The organism is Pseudomonas sp. H2_D02 (assembly GCF_054677635.1).
In genome coordinates this window covers 4,241,469-4,265,558 of the sequence record NZ_CP162816.1, presented here as the reverse complement: position 1 = coordinate 4,265,558, position 24,090 = coordinate 4,241,469, and the positions used below count along the sequence as shown (strand labels likewise).

Below are 24,090 nucleotides of genomic sequence, written 5' to 3'. Positions count from 1 at the left end.
GTCAGGTCATGGTTGTGCGACTGGTCCACCGCTATCGCGAGCAAGCTCGCTCCCACAGGGTACTAGCGGATTTTCAGATTGTGGGGGTCAACACCCGAATCGGCTTGCCGGCTGCCCAGGCCTGCAAATCCTCGATCATCTGGCCATAGAACTGCTGGTAATTCTGTCGGCTGACATAACCCACGTGGGGTGTCGCCAGAACATTGTCCAGGGTCCGAAACGGGTGACCGGATGGCAGCGGTTCCTCGGCGAAGACGTCCAGGGCCGCACCGGCCAGACGCTTGTGCTCAAGTGCCTCGACCAGCGCAGCTTCATCGACGATCGGCCCGCGAGCGGTATTGACCAGCAGCGCCTCAGGCTTCATCCAGCCCAGCGCCTGGGCATCCACCAGACCTCGGGTGCGGTCGCTGAGCACCAAGTGGATCGAAAGAATATCGGCCTGCTCGAACAGCGCCTGTTTGTCGACATAGGTCACGCCGGCCGCGGCGGCTCGTTCGGCGGTCAGGTTCTCACTCCAGGCGATTACCCGCATGCCGAACACCTGGCCGAACTGCGCCACGCGCGTGCCGATGCTGCCGAGGCCAAGGATCGCCAGGGTCTTGCCATGCAGATCGCCGCCCAGGCCCTGCTGCCACAGCCCGGCACGCAACGCGTTGGCTTCCGGGACCAGGTTGCGCGTCAGGGCCATGACCAGCGCCCAGGTCAGTTCGGGCGCGGCGTGCTTGTAGCTGTCGGTCCCGCAGACCTGGATTCCCAACGCCGTGGCAGCCTTGAGATCGAGCGCAGCGTTGCGCATACCGCCGGTCAGCAACAGCTTGAGGTTGGGCAGGCGACGCAGCAGTGCTTCATCGAAACGGGTCCGTTCGCGCATCACACAAATGACATCGAAGCCTTGCAGGCGCGAGACGAGAGTGTCTTGATCGGCGGGGTAATCGTGGAGAAAAGTTACCTGGCCAATGCTGTCCAGTGGCGACCAGTCCACCATGTCTTGCGCCACGCCTTGCCAATCATCGATGACCGCTATTTGCACCGCCATGGAACACCTCGTCAGGGAATGGGTTTGTCCAGCCAGCCGAGCAGGGCCTTGTGGAACCGATCCGGCTCTTCCATCTGGGGCGCGTGCCCCAAGTTGGGGAACTCCACCAGCGTTGACCGAGGGATCAATTGCGCGACCTGCTTGCCGAGCACCTCGTAGTGGCCAAGCTTGGCTTTTACGGCCGGCGGGGCAATGTCACTGCCGATTGCCGTGGTGTCGGATGTGCCGATCAGCAGCAGCGTTGGCGCCTTGAGGTTCTTGAATTCGTAATAGACCGGCTGGGTGAAGATCATGTCGTAGATCAGCGCCGAGTTCCAGGCGACTTGCGTGTGCCCCGGTCCCTTGTTGAGCCCAGCGAGCATGTCTACCCAACGGTCGAACTCCGGCTTCCAGCGTCCGCCGTAGTAGGTGTTGCGTTCGTAGGTGCGAATGCCCTCGGCGTTGAGTTTCAACTCGCGTTCATACCATTGGTCCACGGTGCGGTAGGGCACGCCGAGGGCTTTCCAGTCTTCAAGGCCGATCGGGTTGACCATCGCCAGGCGCTCGACCTGGTCGGGGAACTGCAAGGCGTAGCGGGTGGCGAGCATGCCGCCGGTGGAGTGGCCGACAACGATCGTCTTCTGCACGCCAAGCGCCTTGAGCAGGGTGTTGGTGTTGGTCGCCAACTGCTGGAAACTGTACTGATAATGGTCCGGTTTGCTGGAGGTGCAGAAGCCGATCTGGTCCGGGGCGATGACCCGGTAACCGGCCTCGCTGAGGGCCTTGATCGAGTCGCCCCAGGTGGCGGCGCAGAAGTTCTTGCCATGCATCAGCACGACGCTGCGCCCGTTGGCCTTGCCTTGGGCAGGCACGTCCATATAGCCCATCTGCAACGGTTTGCCTTGGGACTGGAGGGAAAAATGCTTGAGCGTGTAGGGATACTCGAAACCTTCGAGCTGCGGCCCATAGGCGGGGCCTTCGGGTGGCGTCTCGGCCTGGGCGAACATCGGCAGGGCAGCGAGCAAGAACAGGCTGGGCAGCCAGCGGGTGGTCAAACGCGGCATGATCAATCTCCTTGAGGCACCCGGCCGATCCTGGAACGGCTCGATTATGGCGACATTAATCACAGGCAACCGAACCGCTGGAACGTTCAACCCATCCAGCCCAGGGTCGCGAGCACGAGCACGCCATAACGCAGGCCCTTGGCGAGGGTGACGATCAACAGGAAGCGTCGCCATGGCTCACCCATCACGCCCGCCACCAGTGTCAGGGGATCGCCAATGATCGGCAGCCAACTGAGCAACAGGGACCAGTACCCGTAGCGTTGATAATGCCGACGCGCCTTGTCCAGGTGGGAAGGGCTGACGGGAAACCAGCGGCGATCCTTGAACTGTTCGAGGCGGGTCCCCAGCCACCAGTTCATCAGCGAACCCAGGACATTGCCCAAGGTCGCGATCCCCATCAGCAGCCAGGCTGCTTGACGCTCGCTGAGCACCAGGCCGACCAACAGCGCTTCCGATTGCAGCGGCAGCAGGGTCGCTGCGCCAAACGCGGTCAGGAAAAGCCCGACATAAACGCCAGCCATCAGTGGGCTGGATAATCCGCCACGACGGTTTGCGTGCCGTCCTTCTTCTGCCCGATCACTTGATAGGCATCGCCCATGCCATCCATTTCCATGCCCGGCGAGCCCATCGGCATGCCCGGCGCGGCCACGCCCAGCAAGTCATCGCGCTTGCTCATCGCCAGCACCTGATCGGCCGGCACGTGGCCCTCGACGAATTTGCCGTTGATCTCGGCGGTGTGGCAGGAGCGCAGGTTCGGCGCCACGCCCAGGCGCTGCTTGACCGAACTCATGTCGGCCTCGACATGGTCGTTGACCTTGAAACCGTTGGCTTGCAGATGGGAGATCCATTTCTTGCAGCAGCCGCAATTGGCGTCGCGGTGCACGTCGATGGTGACGGGTTCGGCGGCCTGGGCCAGGGTGGAGATAAAAACGGCGCTCAGGGCGAGCAGGTGCAGGGGATTGGCCATGGGGAACGGTCTCTTGGCGACGAAGTTTGGAAGGATAACAGACTAGCGGCGAGCGCCTGACGGTAGGCTGAGGGACGGATTACAGAATTGTCAGGTTGGAGACGGAACAGAACCCTGCGGGAGCGAGCTTGCTCGCGATAGCCGTCGAACATCCAACATTGATGTAGGCTGATCCGATGCTTTCGCGAGCAAGCTCGCTCCCACAAAAAGGTTGGGGTGAACTCGGGATGCGTGTCCAACCCCAGGAGGGTGTGGGGACGCTCTAGCGAACCTTGAACCGCCCCATAATCGCATTCACCCGACCATTGGCCTCCAGCAACTGCCGGGTATTGCGCTCACTGGCCAAGCCGCTTTCCACCAGTTCTTCCACCATGTGTCGAATCTGCACCATGCTCCGGTTGATCTCCTCGGTCACCGCACTTTGTTGCTCGGCGGCGGTGGCGATCTGCGTGCTGAGGCTGTTGATCTGGCTGACCGAGCCGGCCATTTCGTCCAGGCCCGAGTTCACCCGGGACGTGGCGTCGGCGGCCGATTGGCAACTGGCCTGGGTATTTTCCATGGCCGACACGGAGGAGCTGACGCCCTGGGTCAGGCGGGTCAGCATTTCGTTGATTTCCGAGGTGCTGGCCTGGGTGCGGGCGGCGAGGGCGCGGACTTCGTCGGCGACCACCGCGAAGCCACGGCCCTGTTCGCCGGCCCGGGCGGCTTCGATGGCGGCGTTGAGGGCCAGCAGGTTGGTCTGCCCGGCAATCGCCCCGATCACGCCGAGGATCTCGGTGATGCGTTGTGCATCCTGCTGCATGTTCTCGACTTTGCGCGTGGCGCTGGCGACTTCATCGATCAGCGCCACGACGCTGTTGGACGCTTCGCCAACCACGACGCGAGAACGATCGGCATGCTCGTTGGCCCGCTGGGTGAACGCTGCCGTCTCCGCCGCGTTTTGCGCGACGCTTTCAGCCGTGGAGCTCATCTCGGTGATCGCTGTCACGGTCTGGTCGGTTTCCGAAGCATGACGCATGAGGATTTCGCTGGTGTGGGCCGAAGTCTGCTGCAGTTTGTCCAGGCTCGAGGCCATGGCGCCAGTAGCCTGGGTGACTTCGCCGATCATGTCTTGCAGATAGGCGATGAACTTGTTGACCGAGTGACCGATGGCGCCCAGTTCGTCTTCGGCGCGGATGGTGATGCGGCGGGTCAGGTCGGCGTCGCCGGTGGACAGCGCATCGATGTTGCCCTTGAGGATCTTCATGCGGTGGGTCAATTGGCGGATCGCATACAGTTGCATCAGCACCAGCAGGATCACCATGGGAATCTGCAGCAGGCTCAGCGTGTTCAATACGTCATCACGCTGGGCGGTGATCAGGCGGGTCGGCAACGCGGTAGCGAGAAACCAGGGCGAGCCTTCGATGGGCCGCATGAAGAACGTGCTGGCTTCGCCCTTGTTGTCGAATTCGACGCGCTGCAGTTGGTCACGGTTGGCCAGGCCAGCCTTGACCTGGGCCGCAAACGGTGAGGTCGCCGCCAGCTCGCTGATGTTCTTGAGCACGATCGGGCCGCTGATCCGCGAGCTGTTGCTGATGATCTTGCCGTCGCCTTCGACGATCAGCATTTCGGCGCTGAGTTCAGCTTCCTTGCGGGCAATCAGGTCGTTGAAGAAACCCAAGGTCACGTCAATGGTGGAGACGCCATAAGGCGCGCCGTTCTTCTGGATCGCCATTGCACAGTTGGTGCGTGGCTCGGCACTGGCGTCGTCCTTATAGGCGGCGGCCCAGGCGCATTTGCCAGGCGGTGTAGCCATGCCGCCCTTGTGCCAGGGTTGCTCGTAATAGTTTGGCGCGGCGTCGCTGTTCCAGAACGTGTTGACGATCAGCTTGCCGGAGGCGTCGCGATGCCAGAAGGTGCTGAACTTGCTGCGGCCTTCCGCACGCTGGTTGGGCAACGGCCAGATCCCGCCGCCAAACACTTTCAGTTCGCCGTATTGATCCACCAGGCCTGGCAACACCTTGTCGATGGCGTCGCTGTCGAGCAATGGAATGGTCTGGGTGATGCTGCGTTGTTGGGCTTGGACTTTGTTCAGTTCGCCCTGGATCTGCTCGGCGACCTCGGCAATGCGGTTCAACGCCACTTGCTCCTCGGTGTGGCGCAGCTTGGGTGCGACCAGGTAGCTGATGCCAACAACGGTGAGGATGGACAACACCAGGATGAACAGAACCAGGAACAGCGTGTAGCGGGCCTGAATGGTGCGCAATGAGGGCATGGGGTGTTCCTTGCACGAGGGCGTCTTTCGGAAACAGATGGGATGAGCGTTCCAATTTGTGTCGGCTTCCTTGCGAGGAGCTTGAGCGCAACGGACCCCTTTTCGTCAGGCGGCCGAGCTGGCCTGCGTGGCTTTCCAGGCTTGGGCGCTGGTCTGCCATTCATCGTGAAGTCGTTGCATCGAGCTTGATTGCAGATCGAGCCCGCGCGGTTGCACGACCCGGTGGAACAGGGCCTGCCAACCTTGCGCGGTGTCGATTGGCATGATCCCGGTGAAGAAGAACCCGGCGGCCATCAGCAGGCGATGGTCCGTGGCAAAATGCCGACCGAGGCCGAGCCGCACCGACAATGGCCAATGGACCGGCAGGCGTTGCAGATGCCCGACGAGGCAGGCGTCCACGCGTTCTGCCACGATGTCGACGCGGCCGGGCAGATGGCTGATCCGCAACGGTTGGATCCCGGCGGATCCCTCGTCGAGGCGAGTCCCGAACCGTGATGCCAGTGGGCCCATTAGCCATTGGCAGGGTGCGGGCCACTGGAGCTGCGGCAGCGGTCGAAGGCCGCTGCTGATCAGTTGGCAGCCGATCACAATGGTTTCGGCTTTATCCTTGGCGAACGGCGAGGGCACGAAATCGGGTAGCAGGCCGACGTCATCAAATCCCAGCCGCTGGGATAATCGTTGGCTGAAGGGATGGCTCGTGACCTGTTTGATCGATAGCCTGGCAAGCCCGTGCGCCCGGGCGCCGTCCAGCAGTTGCTGCCCCAGCCGTGAGGCAATTTGTCTGCCCAGCAGGTCGGGGTCCACCGCAACCAGCGCCAGTTCCGCGTCCAGACTGGCTTTGGCGTGGCGGCACAATGCGGCATGACCGACCACGCGGTCCCCCGTCACGGCGACCAGCGAATGCCAGCGCTCCTGCAAATTATGTTGGCAAATGATCTGTGGCATGTAGACGTCAGGGGAGACGTAGTGATCGCCGTATACCCGGCGGAACAGCTCGCAAGTGCTGACACTGTCCGCTGGCTGGAACGGTCGGATGAGCAGATTGTTCATACTGCGTCCCCCGTTGCCTTCGGACCGTACACCCGGCGATCGATGATCGACAGATGCTTGCCGGAACGGGGATGGCGGTCCAGCGCCTTCGTGTCGCAGATCTGCACGTCGACATGGAGTCGTTCGAGGCCTGGATATTGCTCGATCAGCGCGGCTTTCAGTGCATGCGATCGAGCCTGGCCTGCGTTCGCCTGTGCGTCGGCTACCCACTTGAATAACAAGCGGTCATTGCCCTGTGTGTGCTCGATGATCAGTTGCCATTGCGAACCACCGGCCACGCGCCGCGTGATGTCGCTGATCTCCTCGGGAAACAGCGACAGCACGCCAACACGGACGCGACGGCTTTCTGCGCTGCGTCCCTGGAGGGCGAACTTGCGCTGCGGGGCGCCGGCAGGTTCGCACCAGCTGGCGCGGTCTCCCACCGGATATTTGATGATGGGCATCAGGGTTCGGGTGAGGTTCGTCACCACCAGGTTCCCCGTTTGACCGCACCCCTCGATCACGTTGCCACTCAGGTCGTCGATAATTTCCACGCGTGTGTGTTGGTCGAACACCCGGTGCTCGCCCAAGCCGCAATCAGGCGTGCTGGCGCCCACCAGGCCGGCGTCAACGCTGGCGTAGCCGATGGACGCGAAGCGCGCGTTCGGGAGGACGCGCTTCAATGTCGGCATTTGGCTCTCGAAGAGATTCTCGCCACCAAACAGGACGGTGGTGATCTGCGGCAACACGCGGCCTTGCGCGATGAGGTGGCTGGCGAAGGCGAGCAAGTGCGCAGGAACGCCCACGAGCACGTTGATGCGGTGCGCGGCGATGGCATCGGCCAGCACGTCGAGTTCCACCGAGCCGGTGAAAGGAAATTCGGTGATCCCGACGTCGACGCTGCACAGGGCACCGTGGATAAACAAGAAGCTGGCGTAGAGGTCTCCCGAAAAAAACAGATTGGCGATGCGATCCCCCGCAGCCAGTTGGGCAGAACAGGCTCTGGCCAAAACAATCGAGCATCAATTGCCATTCTGCGTGGGTATACACCGACAGCTTGCCTTGGCTGGTCGTACCCCCGGTCTTGAAAACCAGTGCGTCCTTCACGTGATCGGTCAGCACTGGCCAGCTATCCAGATCGTCACTGCCTTTCCAATATTCGCCGAGATTGACGACCGGCAATTGGTTGAATCCACAACCCTGCGTGGGTAGGTGACGCAGTTGAGCGTTATAGAACGCCGAATGCGTGCGGATATGGTCGAGCCATTGCTCGTAGGGTAAAGACGCGCTCATCAGGATTTTCTCAAGGCTTTAAGGTCGGCTTATTGATTGGCGGGCGAGATCGACTGGTGGGGCATTCTGCTGTCGATCACCAGCGGGACTTTGCCGCTGTGTTTGTTGCGTTCGAAATGTTCGAGCGGGCAGTGCTGGACATCCAGGACGAGCAGCGTGGCATTGACTGACGTGCGTAGCGGTGCGATTGCCAACACGTTGCGTCGCACCGTGACGGGGTCGCCATCGGTACGAATCAGCAGTCGCTCGCAACCGCTGCTTTCATGGTCGAGCACGATCTGGACGGCTGCTTGCGCCCGTTCGGCCAGTTCGCCGGTATTGATGAACTCCGTGGCAATGCGTATCAGGCGGCCGTGGCGTTCATGCAGCTCGAATCTCGGCGACTCCAGGCCACACGAGCAGGGGCCGGGCACCCAGCGTCCAAGATCGCCAACCTCATATCGCTGCAGCGGACGCGCCTGGCGTATGCGGGAGCTGAACAGCAGGCGACCGGTTTCCCCCGGACCGACGGGCGCATCCTGTTCTACATGGACGATCTCCAGGGACTGGATGCAGTCCATGAGATGGAACACGCCGTCATTGCTGTCGATGCAGGCATGGCCGAGCGGGCCTGCGTCCACGGTGCCGTAGATCGCCGAACGAATGCAGGTGACGCCGCATTGCTGGAGCAACGTGCGGCTCTCTTGCCCCAGGTGCTCGCCACCCAACATAACTTTCCGAACGCCGCCGTAGCCTTGGAGTGCCGCACGCTGGGAAGAGAACAATCGCTGCAAGGTGCTTGGCATGCCGACCAGCGTGTTGATACGGTGAGCGACGATCAGCGCTGCGATTTCTTCGAAGTTATCGTCCGGTGGCGCACTCATGGGGTAATGCACGACGTTCATCTGTTCCAGGATCTTGCTGAAACTGAGGAATCCGCCGTACAGGCTGCCGCCGTAGAACAGGTTCATGACCCGATCCTGTGCCGGGTCAAGGCCCGCCGCGCGCAGCCCGTCGGCGGCGGCGCGCATATGGCGATCGAAATCGCGGTAGGTGTAGGGCGACAGCACAGGGGCGCCGCTGCTGCCGCCCGAGCGGAAGAACAGTTGCGCTTCAGGGGCCGGGGGCAGGGCGAGGAACGCGGCCTTGTCCATGATCGGCGTGCCGGCGCCTGGCGATAAAGCCGCCGCAGGCGCATCCAGCGTGACACGGTGACTCGCAGCATGGGCTTCAAGGCCGACCGATACCCGACGACTCAATCGCTGCAATCCATAGACCCCGTCGTGGGGCTCGCCGTCATAGCCCTGCTGGATCTCGGTCGTGGAGGTGATACGGGATACGCTCGGCGCTTATCAGGCGGCGCGCCAACGCAGGCGCTCGCCCTGGCTCACAGACGAGGGCGCAACTCTGCAGCACATTGCGCCATGGCAGCAGGGCTTCAGCGAGCATCGCTTCGGGCACTGGCCTTAGCAGCAATGTTCGAAACAGCGGAGAGGGTTGCAGGTCGCGATGGTGTTCCCAGAGGATGCGCCAGCCGTCACCGGCCCAGACCTGACCGGTTTCGTTCGCGAAGCTGTAATCCAGGCGGGCCAGTGCCGTTCGGGTGGTGATTTCGCACGCTTCTGCGGCGGTGGCTTCCAGAATGGGCCAGTGCCCGGTCCGGCGTGCGAAGGCATCTGCCAGGGCGCAGCCCAATGCCTGTAGCTGCGCAGGCTCATCGCTGTCTACCAACAGCCATTGCGGGCTGGAACAGGCTTGTTGATCGAGGCGGCAGACTTCATCAACCAGGGCATCCAGGGTCTGTGCGGTGGCAGCGAACGGCGTGATGTAGGCGAAGCTGATCCGGTGACCCCAGTCAATCCAGCGGCAGCCACTTGGCATCTGTTCGCGCAGCGCCTTCAGGGCTGTTTCACCGCCCCATGCGCTGACGCCCTGGGCCAGTGCGAAGATACGGCCGACCTCCCGGGAGGGGACGGGCAACACCGCCAGGTAGTCTCGCAATCGCCCGCTCGCATCGCACCCGACGAATGCTGCCAGCAGCCGCGCCGTAAGGTCGCCATCACGGGTGCTGGGGCGCAACCAGTTCACGTTGCCCGCCAACAGGCCTTCCAGCGCTGCGCAGAAGCCCAGCAACGGTGAGTTGCTCGGCGTCACGTGCACCACCAGGCCGAGGGGCTGCCAACTTTCGAAGGAGCCGTCGCTGTAGTCGATTCGCCGCAGCGAGCGGCTGTCGGCGCCCAGCTCTCGCTCCAGTTTGAGCTCCAGCGCGGGCCGCCCGCAGAAGGCAACCAGGGCCTGGCGCTGATCCTCGTCGAGCAGTGGCCCTGCGGCTGCCGTGGGCAGCCATTGAACGAACGCCGCTGCACAGCCCAGCACCTCTTCGCTGCGAGGCGGGGCTTCCAGCAGGGCGGGGAGTTGGGCTTGCAAGCGCTCGAGCGCGGCGTCGAATGTCAGCTCGGCAGTCAACCGACCGTTGATGAGGTACATATCAGTTTTCCTTGATCATTTCGGCAGCGGCCATCGCGCAGCTTCGGCTCGCACGGGTGCCGGCCCGGCCATGCAGTTCGAACCACTGGGTTTGCAGGCCACACTCGCAGTTGGCCGGGTGCAGGGTCGCCAGATCGCTCATCACCACGGCGTGGGCGGGACTTGACGAGATGTAGGGCGAGACGAACGACAGCAGCCCTGGCTCGCCAAACGGCTGGACGCTGAAATCCGAAGGGTGACGCACGAAGACTTTCGAATAGACCGGCACGTGGAATCGATGGCGGGCGCATTCGATATAGGGCACCGCGTGTTCGACTGCACCGTAACCGTCGCGGCAGCGTTGGGGCTCGATACCCAATTGGCGGGTAATGCGTGCATAGACCAGCTGACGAGGAATTTCCTCGGCTGCCTGTTTTTTCCAGCCGCCGCCCAGGAAGACCAGCGAGCCGGGCGCGAGCCTGAGGTCCTGCATGCCGGTTTCACGCATACGCTCAAGGACATGCCAGAGCAGCGCCGGGAAGCCGAAGATCCGCACCGGCAATCCTTCCTCGGCGAAGGATTGCAGGGCGCTGATAACGCCGAACACGTCGAATTCATGACCTTTTCCGGTGCGTCGTAACGCGTAGGCAACGCGGTTGGCCGGGGCGAATCGGCACAGGAACTGGTCGGTATACGCGGTGCCGAGCCGATTGGCCGCTTCGGGCTCATGACTGAACAGCAGGTAATTGCATGGCGCGTCCGGCGTGGACCAGTCGTAATGTTCGAAGATGTTGGCGACCATGCCTTGGGCCGCGGCCATGCTGCGCTCGTCATAGCGCATGCGACTTTTCTGGCCGCTGGTGCCCGAGGATGTCAGCTCCAGTGCGCCTTCGGCGGTGGGGCTGAGCAGCATCCTCTGTTTGAAGTAGCTGGCGTAGATCGGTGGCAGGCGCGACCAGTCGGCCAGGTGTTCGAGGTCATCGACCGAAAGCCCGTTGGCGTTGAGCCAGTGTTCATAGCCAGGTGTGTGATGGCTGTGGAAGAGGCTGATTTCCGCCATGGCTTTGTCGAACAGGCCCACGGGAACCGAATCGAGGGCATACGGGTGGGGCAATGCACACAGGGCATCTGCGTGTGGAAAATGAATCATCGGGTATTCCTCTGGAGCAGCGAATTCAGACTTGGGCGGTTGGCCGCGAGGCGAAGAGGCGCAAGGCAAGCAGGCAGCCAAGACCGGCGATGCCGACCATCAGCGCGAAGGATTCCAGGCTCGCTCCGGCGCCCAGCAGGGCCAGCAGCGAGCCCGTCGCGCTCATGACCGCGATGGAAATCATCCCGACCATGGCCGATACCAGGCCTTTGCTGTCGTCGCTGGCGAACAGGGCCAGCCGATACAGCGCGGCATTGCCCATGCCGAGCCCGATGGCGTACAGCGACAGGCCACCGACCAACACGGGCAGCGAAAGGGTGAATGGGCTGGCGACGATCATCGCGATCAGACCGGCACAGAAGGGCCACAGGCTGTAATGGAGCACCTGGCGCACACCGACCCGGTCCACCAGCGCATTGAGGATGAAATTACCGAGGATGACCGCCGAGAAAACCGGAACCTGCCAGATTCCGTACGCCAATGGAGACAAGCCCTGGCCCTGGATCAGCAGCAGGGGCGACAGACCGATCCAGGCAATCAGCGGCAAGCTCATCAGCCCCAGTGCGACGCTGGCCGACATGAACCCCACATGGCCGAGCAGGGCGCCGTATCGCCGGACCAGCGAACGCAAGTCGAACGCTTCGACACTGGAGGCTCGAGCATGGGCGGGCACCCCATGGATCGTCCGAGGCATGAACCACCACAGGGCCAGCCAGCTCACCAGCCCGAGCCCGGCCAGCAACATGAACAGTTCGCGCCAGGACAACCATTGCAACAGCAGCCCGCCTGCCAAGGGCCCAAGCAGGGGCGAGAGCAGGGCGAGATTGCCGAGCAACGCCATGACTTTCACGGCAGCGGATTCAGGGAATATTTCCTGGATGGCGGGATAGCTGACTGCAATCACGAAGCCCAGGCCCATTCCCTGGATCAGGCGAAGCCCATTGAAGCCGTGCATGCTGCTGACCTGGGTGATCGCAGCGCACGCCAGCACGAAGCCGGCGCAACCGACGAGCATGTAGGGGCGTCGTCCCTGGCGATCCGACTGGGGGCCGATCAACCACGGCAACAGGACGCCGCCCAGCAGATATAGATTGAAGGCGTAGGGAATCTGGTCCGGGGACGCATCGAGGTCCTGGGTGACCATGAGCATCGCCGGCATGACCAGGTCGCTGGCCATGTAAGTGAGGCATTCGAACAGGGCGATCGCCAGGCAGAAGCCTGCCACGCGAAGGGGTGAAAGAGTGCTTGGCTGAGTTTGCATGGGTTCCCAACGTTGGTTTCAAAAAAGAAGAAATCACTTCTTTTTCGAGAGTACGTTGGCGATATGCACGGTCGGAAGACGCCTTTGCCTTTGTTGGCAGGGGAAAGTGCGCTTGTGTTTGTAGGAGGCGTCCTTCAGAGGAAGATTACGCAGCGAGATGGTAAATATTCAGGTGGCCGATGAAGCCGTTGATGATTTCCCGCTACCGCAGTCGCGCGTGTTACTCGGGCGGCGGTACCATAGGGCGCTGCATCGCCCCGTGACACTGGCAAGACGGTGTCTTGAAAACGGGTGAAAGGCAGAACGAATTACTTCAGGAAGCTGGCAAATGACTCATTCGCAACGTTTGAAATACTCGATTCTGGTGGTTGTCGTCGTCCTGGCGATCATGCTCGGACTGTCCTGGATGCAAGGCAAGGGCATGATCAGCGAGCAGCTGTTTCAATACATCGCCATTGCCGTGGCAGTCATCGTCGTGGTGATCAACGGCGTGATGCGGCGCAAGGTCAAGTCCTGAGCGCCGCTCATTCCCTGGCGCTGAGCCGGGCCACGGCCTGGTGATGCAAGCTGTAGCTTTTATCGAGATTGAGCGTGACCACGCCCTCGCTGCACAGGCGCTTCAGGACTTCGCGCACGCTCAGGAAGGACAAGGGAATGTCCAACCCCAACAACTGGCTGTGAACACCTCGCACACCCAGTCGACGGTTTTCATCGGCGGCCTTGAGCAAGGCGTCGATGACCTTCAGGCGAATCAGGCTCGTCCTGAGTCCGTAGCTCTTGAGCAGGCGCTTGATCTGCTCGTTGCTGCCTCGCTCCGCTGACCCGAAGACGCCATTGGACGCGGTCGGCGTGACACGGGACGAACCTGGCTTACCCTCCCTGGGTACTTGCGCGTTATGCATGTAAAAGACTCCATACCAGCCTGTCAGAAAAGATCGGATGCTCTCCTGTAATAGGACGAACGAGAGCGGCCAATCATGAGGGGGATGATGTGAAAAAATTGCCTGGACACGCTCAATTCCCTGTAGAGGCGGGTCGCCGGGCCGTTAATTTTTTTTCATCCGGTTCGTTCTCAAGGAAGGTGCTTTTTGCGTTCAAGCACGTCGCCGTTGTATTTCAGGCCAGGCCACCGGTTTCTACGGCCCTGGTTCTTGAGCGCTTTTTATCAGGAGTGAATGTGGGAATGTCCGGGCAGTTATCGAGGTTTTGTCTCGCCGGTGCCTTGCTGGGGATGACCCTGGGCTTGAGTACCGTCGTCAGCGCACGAGGCGAGGCCGGGCAGGCCACTGCCGAAATTCGTCGCACCAGTTTTGGCGTGCCGCATATTCGCGCCCAGGATGAGCGGGGGTTGGGGTACGGCATCGGGTATGCGTATGCGCAGGACAACCTGTGCCTGCTGGCCAACGAGATCGTGACGGTCAATGGGCAGCGCTCGCGCTATTTCGGCCCGGAGCAGGTGACTGTCGAGCAGCGGGGAAACCGTGCCAGCGATCTGTTCTTCACCTGGCTCAATACGCCACAAGCGGTGTCCGGTTTCTGGCAGGCCCAGACGCCCCAGGTCCAGCAACTGGTCGAAGGTTACGCCGCCGGCTACAACCGTGCGCTGGCCGAACGCAAGGCGAAAGGCCTGCCGGAACAATGTGCAAGCGAGTGGGTTCGGCCGATCACCGCGCTGGATCTCGTCAAGCTGACCCGGCGCCTGCTGGTGGAGGGCGGCGTCGGCCAGTTCGCCGAGGCCTTGGCCGGCGCGCAGCCGCCCAAGGCCACCGCGCAGGCGGCCGTTTCGACGTCCGGCTTCGCGGTTGCGGCGGCACACCAACAACGCTTTGCCCTGGAGCGCGGCAGTAACGCCCTGGCGATCGGCAGCGAACGGTCATTCAACGGGCGTGGCATGTTGTTGGCGAACCCGCACTTCCCTTGGGTGGGAGGCATGCGGTTCTATCAGATGCACCTGACGATACCGGGCAAGCTGGACGTCATGGGGGCAGCGTTGCCGGGCCTGCCGATGATCAACATCGGGTTCAGCCAGCACCTGGCCTGGACCCATACCGTCGACACGTCCAAGCATTTCACGCTGTACCGCCTGCAACTGGATCCCAAGGATCCGACCCACTATCTGCTGGACGGCAAGTCCGTGCCGATGAGCCAACAGACGGTCACGGTGGACGCCAGGCAAGCCGATGGGCAGGTCAAGCCGGTTTCCCGGGTGGTCTACGGTTCGCAGTTCGGGCCGATCGTGCAATGGCCCGGGAAGTTGGATTGGGACAACCGGTTCGCCTACAGCCTGCGCGATGCCAACCTGGAAAACGACCGGGTGCTGGCGCAGTGGTACGCGATGAACCGCGCCGTCACGCTCAAGGACCTGCAGGATTCGGTCCAGCGGATCCAGGGCATCCCCTGGGTCAACACCCTGGCGGTGGACGATCAGGGACAAAGTCTGTACATGAATGTGTCCGTGGTGCCGAACGTCGACGCCAATAAACTCGCCCGCTGCAGCGATCCCAGGGCTGGACAGAAACTGATTGTACTGGATGGCTCGCGCAGCGAATGTGCCTGGGACGTGGACAGCAGGCACTGCCCAGAAGGGCATCTTCGCAGCGGATAAACTTCCGCAATTGCTGCGTCGCGACTATGTGCAAAATTCCAACGATTCGGCGTGGCTGGTCAACCCCGCGCAGCCCTTGTCCGGCTATTCGCCAGTCGTCAGCCAGCAAGACCTGCCGCTGGGGCTGCGGGCGCGTTTTGCCCTGGACAGCCTGGCGCAATTGGCCAAGGCGGGACCGGTCACAGCGAGTGACCTGCAGCGTCTGGTCATGGACGATCAGGTATACCTGGCCGATCAGGTCATGCCAGACCTGCTGGCTTTTTGCGCCGCCGACCTGGGGCCCGACGCGCTGCCTTTGACCGAGGTGTGCACTCGCCTGAAACGCTGGGATCGCACCGCGAGCCTGGACACCGGCGTGGGTTTCGTTCATTTCCAACAGATCATGCAGGCGTTGCAGCCGGTGCCTGGCCTTTGGCGCGTGGCGTTCGACCCGAAGGATCCACAACATACCCCGCGTGGCCTGGCAGTCGAGCGGCCCTCCGTTGCCGAGGCGTTGCGTCAGGCCATGCGCGCATCGCTGGAATCGGTGAAAAAAGCCGGACTTCCGGCTGACAGCCGATGGCAGGATGTTCAGGTCGCCAGCCGTGCTGACCGTCGCATCCCCATTCATGGCGGACCGGGCGAGTTGGGCATCTACAATGCGATCCAGAGCGTGCCGGGTGCGAACGGTAAGCGGGAGGTGGTCAGCGGCACCAGTTATCTGCAAGTGGTGACGTTTGATGGCAACGGTCCCAAGGCCCAGGGATTGCTGGCATTCTCGCTTTCCAGCGATCCTTCATCGCCTTATTCGGTGGATCAGACCCAGGCATTTTCAAAGCGACAGTTGAGTGCGTTGCCGTTCACCGAGCAGCAGATCAAGGCCGATCCGCATTATCAGGCAGTGACCATTCGAGAGGATGAGCCAGTGAGCAGGGTCGTGACGCACTAATTGCGGGCCATGAACAAAAGCCGCGACCCGAAGGGGCCGCGGCTTTTCAGTTTTTGCTCGGTCGGGGGCCGATAGCGTTCAGCACCAGGTTGCCGTCCTTGTTCTGGGTCAGATAGACCGGCAACACCTTGGGCAGCGATGGCACGAGGTTCTTCACCTCGTTGAGGTTGTAGATCCCGCCGATGCGCAGGGTGCCGGTGGTGTTGTCGGCCAGCATGACCGGATGATCGAGGTAGCGGTTGATCAGCGGCAACGCGTCGGACAAGGCCAGGTTGTCGAGGACCAGTTTGCCATTGCGCCACGCCAGCGAGTTATCGTCGGCGGAAACCTCACGGACCTGCGGCTGGTAGTCGCCAGCCTTGTAGCTCGCCTGCATGCCGGGCGACAGTTGCGCCCCGTTGGCATTGGAGGCCTTGTTGCTGGTCACCCACACCGAACCTTCCAGCAGCGTGACCTTGACCTGATCCTGATACAACCAAACGTTGAAACGAGTACCGGTCACGCGCACCTGGCCCTGGCCTGCCCGAACGATAAACGGATGCTGCTTGTCGTGGCTCACGTCAAAAAAAGCTTCGCCCTTTTTCAGCGTCACGCGACGTTCATGCTTGTAATTGGCAAACACCAGTTCACTGCCCAGGTTGAGTTCCACCTGGCTGCCATCGTCCAGCGTGACCTGCCGTCCGGTCGCGCCCGCCTCGAATCGTTGATAGGTGTTCGGCACCCAGCCCAGGTTCCAACCGGTGAAAGCGGCCAAGGGCACGCCCAGCGCGAGCACCGTGGCGGCGACGGCCAGTTGGCTCCAACGCGTGCGAGGGCGACGGTTCGAAGCAGCAGGCGCAGGCTCGACGCGCGGCAGGTGTTCAGCCGTGCCCCAGATGTCCAGCATGGCTTCGTATTCGAAAGCGTGCAGGGGATCAGCGTCGTGCCAATGCTTGAACGCCAGCCGTTCGGCATCCGTGCAGTCGTCAGCATGCAAACGCATGCACCAATGCGCGGCCGCATCGGTGATGGCGTCGTATTCGGCTTCCGAGAGTGTACGTTCGGTCATTGACGATTCCTGGTTTGCCGCATTCTAACCCTCGGGAGCCATTGTCGAGAACAGCGATGATGGCGTTTGCGCAGTAACTGCCCGTTTTTTCTCATGTTTGAAAGGTATGCGCATTCGCTCCTGCATCGGACAGTCGCATAAGCGTCGTGAAAAAAAGATCAATGTGGAGGGCTCGGATCGAGTTGGCGTCCCAACTCGCAGATCAGCAGCGTAATGGAATCGGCGTTGCGCAGGATGACGTCGATACGTTTGTCTGCAGAAGTCGGGTCGAGGAAGGCATCCCGTGCCGCGTCCATGTTCCGGGTACCGGTCGTTTTCAGGACCTCCCTGGCGACCTCCTTGTGTCCAGGCAACTGATCAATGCTTTTGTAGGTGTTGGTTGTCTCATCCCAGTCGGTGAACAACTTGGATTTTGGCGTAGCCAGCGAAAGACCTTCCTCCTGCAACTCTTTTTGCTCGTCGTATTTCTTCTGTCCGAGGTGGCTTACCGTCGAGATCAAATCCAGAAAGGGATTCATGGTGTCCAGGTAGATGATATCGATCGTGTGCGTAAGCAGATGGGACATCTCGTGAATAATGACCGCTCCTTGACCATGGGCGTCAACATCGAAGGGCTGTGGTACGGCGGATCTATACCAACCCAGTTCCATGTGGAAAAAGAATTGGGTGAGATAAATCCTTTTGGCGCCCGAGCCGTCGAACACAAAGGCTGTGGCCCTATCCTCCAGATATTTTAAATGGCCGACTACAAAGCGCTCCCCATTCTGTTTTCCCCAAGTGGGGTTGGCCAATGCCCGGCATATCGGTGAAATTGCTTTTTCTATTTTGCCGAGAAGCTTGGCGTCGACGCTGTTTACCCCGAACATGGTGGTCAGATAGGTATCCATCCGCGAGCCTGGAAGAACCAGTCGCTTCAGACGCTCAAGGTTATGGAGGGCATTGGATGTATAGAACCTTGCTGTTTCCAATGCTTGCATAATCATCTTGGCGCGGCTTGGGTACTTCCTCTGTATTTCAGCCATTCCCCTGGCTTCGATATTCAGTTCTCCCTTGGCTCTCAAGTCGCTGTAGACGACGGACAGTTTCGACGCAGCCTTGCCAAAGTGGATGGTCTGGCGCTCGGTATCGATTACCCAGGTCTTACCGTCAGAGGAGCGCTTGAGCAATGGTCCCTGGGACTCACCGCGAACGATGCGCCAGGTTTGGTTGTATTTGGCGACCTGATAGACTTTGCCGGCGAGGGGGACATAAAGTCTGCTGGTTGCCAGTGACCTGAAGGTGCCATCCACAGCGTTTTTCTTCAGGTTCGCGAGGCTTATGTTGGTGGCTTCGAACACCTGCAGATCGGTGCGATTCGCTGAGGTGCTCGCGATATCTTTCCAGGCCGACGATGCCGGGTTACTGGTGCTGGGCTCGATGGGGTCCAGAAGGCCAAACGTATCGTCGCGATTCAAGAAACCCAATGACACCATCTCTGCCGCGCCGGCAATAAAGTCGTACAGGCCCGCTTTATAGTCATGTTCTTGCAAGGCTTCGGATGAGGCCTTGAAATCTTCGTAACTCTCCCGAAGCGTTTCCAGGAAGTTGAGTTTGGCAGGCAAGTCTTTTCTTATCAGCTTTGCGCCAGAACTGAGCAGGTGCACGACCGTCGACCAGTCGAACGAGCCATTGTCCTGGTTTTGTGAGGTGAACAAGTTCGAGATCAGCTTCGCGTTATCGCTGTAGATTTCGTCAAGCGTATTAGTGTTGATCGGATTCGAAGCCAGGGTGATTTCCGATGTTTGCCCCAGGGTAGCGGCAAAAAGATTCTTGAAGGTGGCTTGCTGCGCCTCGGGCAGGCGGCGAATCAGCAGGTTCTGCAGCAAACCGGGCTGATTGAAGGCCGCGACGACACTCGCCTCATCCTTGAACTCGGTGAGCTGATGACCTTCGTAGTAGGGGGAGTAAAGGATATGGGAGCCGGTTGGCGCGGTGCTTGAACTGATCAAATAAAGCCCCAATGCCTTCACCGCCGTGGCTCCCTGGGTCGTGATCAATTCCAGGGGCCGAATAAGCGCTTGGGTGCCTTTTACCGCCCGGCGCGCGATCGCGTCCGGCATGTCAAGTACTTGGCGGACAAGGTCGAAGGCTGCCGGGGACAGGTATTGTTGTAGATACCTCGCATGGGCATATTGAAGCAGTTGCCAAGGTAACTGCTGGGCAAAGCGTCGACTGTTGGGCTGGACGTTCCCCGCGTCGCCAGTGAGTACCCGGCTAACGCTTGTTTTATAGGTGGTAGAAATATCCAGCGATGACAGAAGAGCCCTGACGGCTGCCTCGTTAAAACCGTCCGGCAGTTTCTCGGTCGATGTTGACGAAACCGTGAAGTCTTTTTCGGTCACCTCTTTGTGTTGCAGCGCAAAATCCGTCAAGGAGCAGGCTGGCCCGACAATCGCAAGCCTTGGCGTGATTTGAATGGTCTCCGGGTTCAGTTTTTTTCCCGGGAAGCGCGCGTCCATTAACGTCTTTAGTCTTTTCTGCACATAACTGCGCAGAGACTCAATGCCGTCCAGGTAGTCCTTGCCTTCAGCGGTGCTGTTCCTGTATTGCTCGAGTATTTCGATATGCAGGCGTTGCTCTTCAAGGGGGGCCGTGCCCAGCCAGGCGGGAAGCTTCTGCTGCCGCTCGTATGCCCTGGCAATGGACAGGGCGCGTTTCAGATTGGTGGGTGCCCCATTCTTCAAGAGCGCTTTAAGACCGTCGTTTAACTCCGACGGTGTCAGTTCGCTGTTCCCGATCTTCAATGTGCTGAGATAACCATATTCAGCCACCAAGTGGCTAATGAACGAGTTCATTCGATTCAGAAGTACATTACCGGTGACCAGTTCAAAGTCTTCAAGCTGGTAATGTCGATGGGGCTTGCGTTCGGCTGGCTTCAAATTGACAAGCAAGCCAAAACGCCTCTGGGAGTCGAGCAGTTGCCGATTCAATTGTTGTGTAGCGACCTCGACCGAGCTGAAAGCCTGCAGTCCGTCAGCGGGTGTCCAGAGAATCGCCATGCCCGAATGAGGTGTGTCCAGTCCTCCTCGTTCGGTCAATAGGAAGCAATTGGCGAGCGACTGGAAAACAGTCACATCGTTTGATTTGCAGGACAGTCTCAACGAATAGACGTCGGGTCGAAATCCCCGGACTCCTTTGCGGTCCTCGCGCTGCGGATAATCATTGTCGAACTCAAAAACCGTTTCGATCAGTTCATTTACAATCGATGGCAGGGTTGCATTGGACGCTCTAAGTTCGGCTTCTGCACGGATGCCAAATGAAAAGGCACTGGTGAGTTTCGTACGCAGTTTGTCGAGCTCAACACTCAGATCAGTCACCTTGGTGATGGGCATCCGAGTGAGAAGCTCGTCGACGCCGCTTTCGATCTCCTCATACGTCGTCGCCTTTCGTTGCATTTGGTCGGCCATGTACGTTGAAGGCCGCAGTTTTCCGTAGAACGTAGGTTGGGTGCCCCAATGTCCGGTGACTGTCTGCTTCAGCAGGTCTTTATGGATAAAGGCGCGTATGTCGAGCGCTTTATCAACGAGCGCATGGATATCCACTTCGGCCTGGCGGGACATTTCCAGCGCATATCGCAGGTTCACACGCTGCTTATCAATGATTGTGTTGGCCAGGGACTCGGCGACCGGCAAGTTTATGGGCTTGCCTGAAATCTGCGGCTGGTCAAATTGCAGGAACCGGTTGCGCTCATCCAGGCTCAGGAGTTCATAGATCGCATTTTTTTGCTCGTCGGTATCAAACAGCGTCTCTTTAAAGTCGAGATAACTGTTTACTTTCAATAGGCCTTGGTGAGGCGTAACCAGATAGTTTTCCTTGCCGCTGATCTTCAAGCTGCCGGCCAGTTCCACGTAGTTCGGTTCATATTCCCAAAGACGTACTGTTTCGATGGACAGCAGAGGTTCATCCCGGCGAGACGGCCTCAGCAGCCGAAGCAATTCCCCGCTTTGCGCGTCGGTCAGGCCCTCTTTGTCCCGTTCGACGAAAATAGTAGCCAACAGGCGGTCATGAATGACCTGGGAAAGAAACTTACGGCGAGTGATGTAGAGCGGGCCGAGGGCATCCCAGAACTCAGTGATGCAGTCGGTCAGTTTCGGAATGAGTTTCGTAGCCGTTTCCCGGATTTTGGTTTCCCACGCTTGCGCGGTGTAGCTGGAGGCAGGGGAGCCGGGATGAGTCAGATCAATATCGTGCCCGGCAGGCCATCCTCGGTTGTGAAAATAGACCAGTACAGCATCGCTCAGCGCAATGCTCTCGGTGACCTTGACCGGTTTCACCGCTTGCGGTTGATCGGTCTTCGTAAGCGCAATACGAATCTGCCTGGGGTCAAGGTTCGGCAGGACTTCCTTGAGCGCCTGGTCCACCATCGAGACAAGCGAGGGCAGTGCGATCAGCTCTTTCACCATGGACGAGGCATTAAGGTCCTGGGCATCTTCGATGGATTCGATTTGGGTTTTGAAGATATCGCCATCAATGGTTCTTCGGCTCTGCTGGATAGCGATCGCGCCATTCAATTCGCTGCGTTGGACCATCGACAGGAGACTGAACAGCTTGTCGCGCTCCAAGGGCTTTCTCAGTACTTGGGCAATGTTGTCCTCGAGTGATTTGGGGGCGTCGAACCTTTTGATTCCATCCCAAGGCGTATACAGAAAAGCGGGGTCGCCTTGCGAACCGTCGTCTTGTGCAGGCCTGCGCAGGGCGAAGCAGCCGGCCAGCGGAATGGGCGGTTTTGAGTCGCCTGCCAATAGAATCGTTTCGGCGATCATCTGCGGCGTTTGGGCTTGGCGCAGCGTGTGGCTGGACAGGGATGCATTTTGCAGCCAGTCGAGCTCTGCCTGCGTCAATCCATGGCCTGCCTTCAAGTCTTGCAGGTATCTGGCGGCCAGTACCTCGGGGAACAGGAGTGGCGTGGTTTCTGTACTCATCGTCGCTTCTCGGTCGTGGCGTCGCAGGGCGGCGCCCAGGTCTATGAAGCGGCCAGACTAGGGAGCGATGAATGAGCAGAGGCGGTACATAGTTACCGCACGTAGGGTTGGGAGGCCTGTCAGCCTCGTGGGGTTTCGAAGGACTTCTACAACGGTTGACAGCGCGCTCGTGCAGCGGTGTTTAATCACCTGGTCTTTCTCTTGCGCTGTTGCTACCTCCAATAAATCCATCAGGAGCTTCAGATGTCCGCGCTACCCGATCATGCCGGTTCTTGCACTTTATCCTTCGACGCTTTGGCGGGTCTGCTGGAGCTGGTTTTCAAACGCCATGGCACCTCGGCCGATGTCGCCCGCACCCTGGCCCTGAACTGTGCCGCCGCCGAGCGTGACGGTGCCCACAGCCATGGCGTGTTCCGCATACCCGGCTATGTCTCGACGCTGAACAGCGGTTGGGTCGATGGCCAGGCGGTGCCGGTGGTCGAAGACGTCGCCTCCGGGTTCGTCCGGGTGGACGCCTGCAACGGTTTTGCCCAGCCCGCCCTGGAAGCTGCCCGGCCGCTGCTGGTGGAAAAAGCCCGCAGCGCCGGGATTGCAGTGCTGGCGATACGCAACTCCCATCACTTCGCGGCGCTGTGGCCGGATGTCGAGCCGTTTGCCTATGAGGGACTGGTGGCGCTGAGCGTGGTCAACAGCATGACCTGCGTGGTGCCCCATGGCGCGGACCGCCCGCTGTTCGGCACCAACCCCATCGCCTTCGCCGCGCCACGCGCCGGAGGCGAGCCGATCGTCTTCGACCTGGCCACCAGCGCCATCGCCCACGGTGATGTACAGATCGCCGCGCGCAAAGGCGAGCGTTTGCCACCCGGCATGGGTGTCGACAGCCTTGGCCAGCCGACCTGTGACCCGAAGGCAATCCTGGAGGGTGGCGCGCTCCTGCCGTTTGGCGGGCACAAGGGCTCGGCGCTGTCGATGATGGTCGAGTTGCTGGCAGCGGCGTTGACCGGCGGGAATTTCTCTTTCGAGTTCGATTGGCACAATCACCCGGGCGCCAAGACGCCATGGACTGGGCAACTGCTGATCGTGATCGACCCAAGCAAGGCCGCCGGGCAAGGTTTCGCCGAGCGTAGCCAGGAACTGGTCAGGCAGATGCACGGTGTGGGATTGCGCCGCTTGCCAGGTGATCGTCGGCACCGTGAGCGCAGCAAATCCAATGAGCAGGGGATCACGCTGGACGAGCAGACGCTGGCGCAGTTGCGCGAATTGGCCGGACTGTAAACCGCAAACGATTGTTTTTGTGGCGAGAGAGTACGCTCCCTCGCCATGGACCGGCGCTCAGCGACGCCCGAGCAACAACCCCACCACCAGCCCGAAGCCTGCGGAAATCGCGACGGTCTGCCACGGATGGCCGCCTATGTAGACTTCCGTCGCATCCACCATCGGTCGCGTGCGCTCCCGAGCGCTGGCGACTGCGTCCAGGGCCTGTTGCAGCTTCTGGGCGATCTGGCCGCGCAGGTCCTCGGCATCTTCACCCACCAGGGCGGCACTGCTCTTGAGTAACTTCTCCGACTCCTCGATCAACGCTTTCAGTTCGCTGAAGGCTTGATCCTTGATTTGCTCTCCGTTCGGTTGCGCGACGCTTCTACGAGCCATTGAGGTACTCCTTGAGGATGATGGCAGTGAACAGTGGAGTGTTGCGCTTGCTTGAAAGTTGCAGCATTGGGCGTGCGTCATGCTGGCGCAGTTAAAATCGTGGTTAAGACGTTTCCGCTCAAGGTGTAAGATGGCGCCTATTTACGCAACAGGTAATCCCCCATGAGTTTCAATCTGGCTGACAAGTCCCTGGCCGAGCGTGCGGCGCTGGAGGACGAAAAATCCCGGCTCTTCGAGTTGTGGCAAAACAACCTGGGCAAGGCCAAGGGCGACGCTGCCCGGTTGTTTGGCGAGCGTTCCAAGCGCAAGGGCAAATGGGCCGAATGGGTGCGTGCGGAATTGGACGGCATGTCGCCTCCGGAGTACGCCAACATGGTGCGCAGCGAGGTCAACCGGCTGATGGCCGCCAATAAATAAACA

General features: G+C 60.4%; 15 protein-coding genes and 3 pseudogenes. 4 read left to right on the top strand and 14 right to left on the bottom strand.

Features of this window, described 5'->3' with window-relative positions; genetic code table 11:
* Positions 1-73: 73 nt before the first annotated feature.
* The 10 genes and pseudogenes from AB4N42_RS19470 to AB4N42_RS19425 all read right to left on the bottom strand — a co-directional run bounded on the left by AB4N42_RS19470 (position 74) and on the right by AB4N42_RS19425 (position 12,478).
* Positions 74-1,036, bottom strand: a complete 963-nt coding sequence (locus AB4N42_RS19470) for a D-2-hydroxyacid dehydrogenase family protein (protein ID WP_030142742.1) — start codon at positions 1,034-1,036, stop codon at positions 74-76.
* A gap of 11 nt (positions 1,037-1,047) precedes the next feature.
* Positions 1,048-2,079 (bottom strand): alpha/beta fold hydrolase, encoded by a 1,032-nt coding sequence (locus AB4N42_RS19465; protein WP_460115184.1) that lies wholly within the window; start codon positions 2,077-2,079, stop codon positions 1,048-1,050.
* An 86-nt stretch (positions 2,080-2,165) separates the two neighbouring features.
* Positions 2,166-2,600 (bottom strand): YqaA family protein, encoded by a 435-nt coding sequence (locus AB4N42_RS19460; protein WP_258650802.1) that lies wholly within the window; start codon positions 2,598-2,600, stop codon positions 2,166-2,168.
* Positions 2,600-3,046, bottom strand: a complete 447-nt coding sequence (locus AB4N42_RS19455) for a DUF411 domain-containing protein (protein WP_198796972.1) — start codon at positions 3,044-3,046, stop codon at positions 2,600-2,602. The genes AB4N42_RS19460 and AB4N42_RS19455 overlap by 1 nt, the downstream gene beginning before the upstream one ends.
* 262 nt (positions 3,047-3,308) lie before the next feature.
* Positions 3,309-5,300 (bottom strand): methyl-accepting chemotaxis protein, encoded by a 1,992-nt coding sequence (locus tag AB4N42_RS19450; protein ID WP_323154628.1) that lies wholly within the window; start codon positions 5,298-5,300, stop codon positions 3,309-3,311.
* Positions 5,301-5,405: 105 nt separating this feature from the next.
* Positions 5,406-6,350 carry a GNAT family N-acetyltransferase gene (locus tag AB4N42_RS19445; RefSeq protein ID WP_431145594.1) on the bottom strand — a complete coding sequence of 315 codons (945 nt, stop codon included), beginning with the start codon at positions 6,348-6,350 and terminating at the stop codon, positions 5,406-5,408.
* Positions 6,347-7,622 (bottom strand): annotated as a pseudogene (locus tag AB4N42_RS19440) (phenylacetate--CoA ligase family protein). Before AB4N42_RS19440 ends, AB4N42_RS19445 begins: the two are co-directional and overlap by 4 nt.
* Positions 7,623-7,651: 29 nt before the next feature.
* Positions 7,652-10,088 (bottom strand): annotated as a pseudogene (locus tag AB4N42_RS19435) (acyl-CoA reductase).
* Position 10,089: 1 nt separating this feature from the next.
* On the bottom strand, positions 10,090-11,217 hold the full coding sequence (locus AB4N42_RS19430) for a LuxE/PaaK family acyltransferase (RefSeq protein WP_030142734.1): 1,128 nt from the start codon (positions 11,215-11,217) through the stop codon (positions 10,090-10,092).
* A 25-nt stretch (positions 11,218-11,242) separates the two neighbouring features.
* The gene (locus tag AB4N42_RS19425; RefSeq protein ID WP_460115183.1) at positions 11,243-12,478 is read right to left on the bottom strand and encodes an MFS transporter; all 1,236 of its coding nucleotides are present in this window, start codon (positions 12,476-12,478) and stop codon (positions 11,243-11,245) included.
* A 328-nt stretch (positions 12,479-12,806) separates the two neighbouring features.
* On the opposite strand from AB4N42_RS19425, the gene AB4N42_RS19420 reads away from it, so the two are divergent.
* Positions 12,807-12,995: a hypothetical protein gene (locus tag AB4N42_RS19420; RefSeq protein WP_030142732.1), complete on the top strand. Its 189-nt coding sequence runs from the start codon at positions 12,807-12,809 to the stop codon at positions 12,993-12,995.
* Between the two features lie 7 nt (positions 12,996-13,002).
* Here the strand turns inward: AB4N42_RS19420 and AB4N42_RS19415 are convergent, their stop codons facing one another.
* On the bottom strand, positions 13,003-13,380 hold the full coding sequence (locus AB4N42_RS19415) for a fe2+ zn2+ uptake regulation protein (RefSeq protein ID WP_030142731.1): 378 nt from the start codon (positions 13,378-13,380) through the stop codon (positions 13,003-13,005).
* A gap of 281 nt (positions 13,381-13,661) precedes the next feature.
* Between AB4N42_RS19415 and pvdQ the strand changes: the two are divergent.
* Positions 13,662-16,011 (top strand): annotated as a pseudogene (gene pvdQ / locus AB4N42_RS19410) (bifunctional acylase PvdQ).
* A gap of 46 nt (positions 16,012-16,057) precedes the next feature.
* Here the strand turns inward: pvdQ and AB4N42_RS19405 are convergent.
* Together AB4N42_RS19405 and AB4N42_RS19400 are read right to left on the bottom strand one after the other, a co-directional pair.
* Positions 16,058-17,059, bottom strand: a complete 1,002-nt coding sequence (locus AB4N42_RS19405; RefSeq protein WP_460115182.1) for a FecR family protein — start codon at positions 17,057-17,059, stop codon at positions 16,058-16,060.
* A 158-nt stretch (positions 17,060-17,217) separates the two neighbouring features.
* Positions 17,218-22,020, bottom strand: coding sequence for a dermonecrotic toxin domain-containing protein (locus AB4N42_RS19400; protein ID WP_460115181.1), 4,803 nt, complete (start codon positions 22,018-22,020; stop codon positions 17,218-17,220).
* A gap of 243 nt (positions 22,021-22,263) precedes the next feature.
* On the opposite strand from AB4N42_RS19400, the gene AB4N42_RS19395 reads away from it, so the two are divergent.
* Positions 22,264-23,295 (top strand): Ldh family oxidoreductase, encoded by a 1,032-nt coding sequence (locus AB4N42_RS19395; RefSeq protein WP_030142727.1) that lies wholly within the window; start codon positions 22,264-22,266, stop codon positions 23,293-23,295.
* 57 nt (positions 23,296-23,352) lie between these two features.
* Here AB4N42_RS19395 and AB4N42_RS19390 read toward each other — a convergent pair whose 3' ends face one another.
* A complete protein-coding gene (locus AB4N42_RS19390; protein WP_030142726.1) occupies positions 23,353-23,670 on the bottom strand; it encodes an ElaB/YgaM/YqjD family protein in 318 nt (105 codons plus the stop codon).
* 162 nt (positions 23,671-23,832) lie between these two features.
* On the opposite strand from AB4N42_RS19390, the gene AB4N42_RS19385 reads away from it, so the two are divergent.
* The gene (locus AB4N42_RS19385; RefSeq protein WP_030142725.1) at positions 23,833-24,087 is read left to right on the top strand and encodes a hypothetical protein; all 255 of its coding nucleotides are present in this window, start codon (positions 23,833-23,835) and stop codon (positions 24,085-24,087) included.
* Positions 24,088-24,090: the final 3 nt, after the last annotated feature.

What these genes read in the sequence shown, in the direction of transcription:
- AB4N42_RS19460 (WP_258650802.1), bottom strand. Translation starts at nt 2,600, where the DNA reads ATGGCTGGCGTTTATGTCGGGCTTTTCCTGACCGCGTTTGGCGCAGCG.
- AB4N42_RS19400 (WP_460115181.1), bottom strand. Translation starts at nt 22,020, where the DNA reads ATGAGTACAGAAACCACGCCACTCCTGTTCCCCGAGGTACTGGCCGCC.
- AB4N42_RS19415 (WP_030142731.1), bottom strand. Translation starts at nt 13,380, where the DNA reads ATGCATAACGCGCAAGTACCCAGGGAGGGTAAGCCAGGTTCGTCCCGT.
- AB4N42_RS19430 (WP_030142734.1), bottom strand. Translation starts at nt 11,217, where the DNA reads ATGATTCATTTTCCACACGCAGATGCCCTGTGTGCATTGCCCCACCCG.
- AB4N42_RS19395 (WP_030142727.1), top strand. Translation starts at nt 22,264, where the DNA reads ATGTCCGCGCTACCCGATCATGCCGGTTCTTGCACTTTATCCTTCGAC.
- AB4N42_RS19470 (WP_030142742.1), bottom strand. Translation starts at nt 1,036, where the DNA reads ATGGCGGTGCAAATAGCGGTCATCGATGATTGGCAAGGCGTGGCGCAA.
- AB4N42_RS19385 (WP_030142725.1), top strand. Translation starts at nt 23,833, where the DNA reads ATGAGTTTCAATCTGGCTGACAAGTCCCTGGCCGAGCGTGCGGCGCTG.
- AB4N42_RS19420 (WP_030142732.1), top strand. Translation starts at nt 12,807, where the DNA reads ATGACTCATTCGCAACGTTTGAAATACTCGATTCTGGTGGTTGTCGTC.
- AB4N42_RS19445 (WP_431145594.1), bottom strand. Translation starts at nt 6,350, where the DNA reads ATGAACAATCTGCTCATCCGACCGTTCCAGCCAGCGGACAGTGTCAGC.
- AB4N42_RS19450 (WP_323154628.1), bottom strand. Translation starts at nt 5,300, where the DNA reads ATGCCCTCATTGCGCACCATTCAGGCCCGCTACACGCTGTTCCTGGTT.
- AB4N42_RS19390 (WP_030142726.1), bottom strand. Translation starts at nt 23,670, where the DNA reads ATGGCTCGTAGAAGCGTCGCGCAACCGAACGGAGAGCAAATCAAGGAT.
- AB4N42_RS19405 (WP_460115182.1), bottom strand. Translation starts at nt 17,059, where the DNA reads ATGACCGAACGTACACTCTCGGAAGCCGAATACGACGCCATCACCGAT.
- AB4N42_RS19465 (WP_460115184.1), bottom strand. Translation starts at nt 2,079, where the DNA reads ATGCCGCGTTTGACCACCCGCTGGCTGCCCAGCCTGTTCTTGCTCGCT.
- AB4N42_RS19455 (WP_198796972.1), bottom strand. Translation starts at nt 3,046, where the DNA reads ATGGCCAATCCCCTGCACCTGCTCGCCCTGAGCGCCGTTTTTATCTCC.
- AB4N42_RS19425 (WP_460115183.1), bottom strand. Translation starts at nt 12,478, where the DNA reads ATGCAAACTCAGCCAAGCACTCTTTCACCCCTTCGCGTGGCAGGCTTC.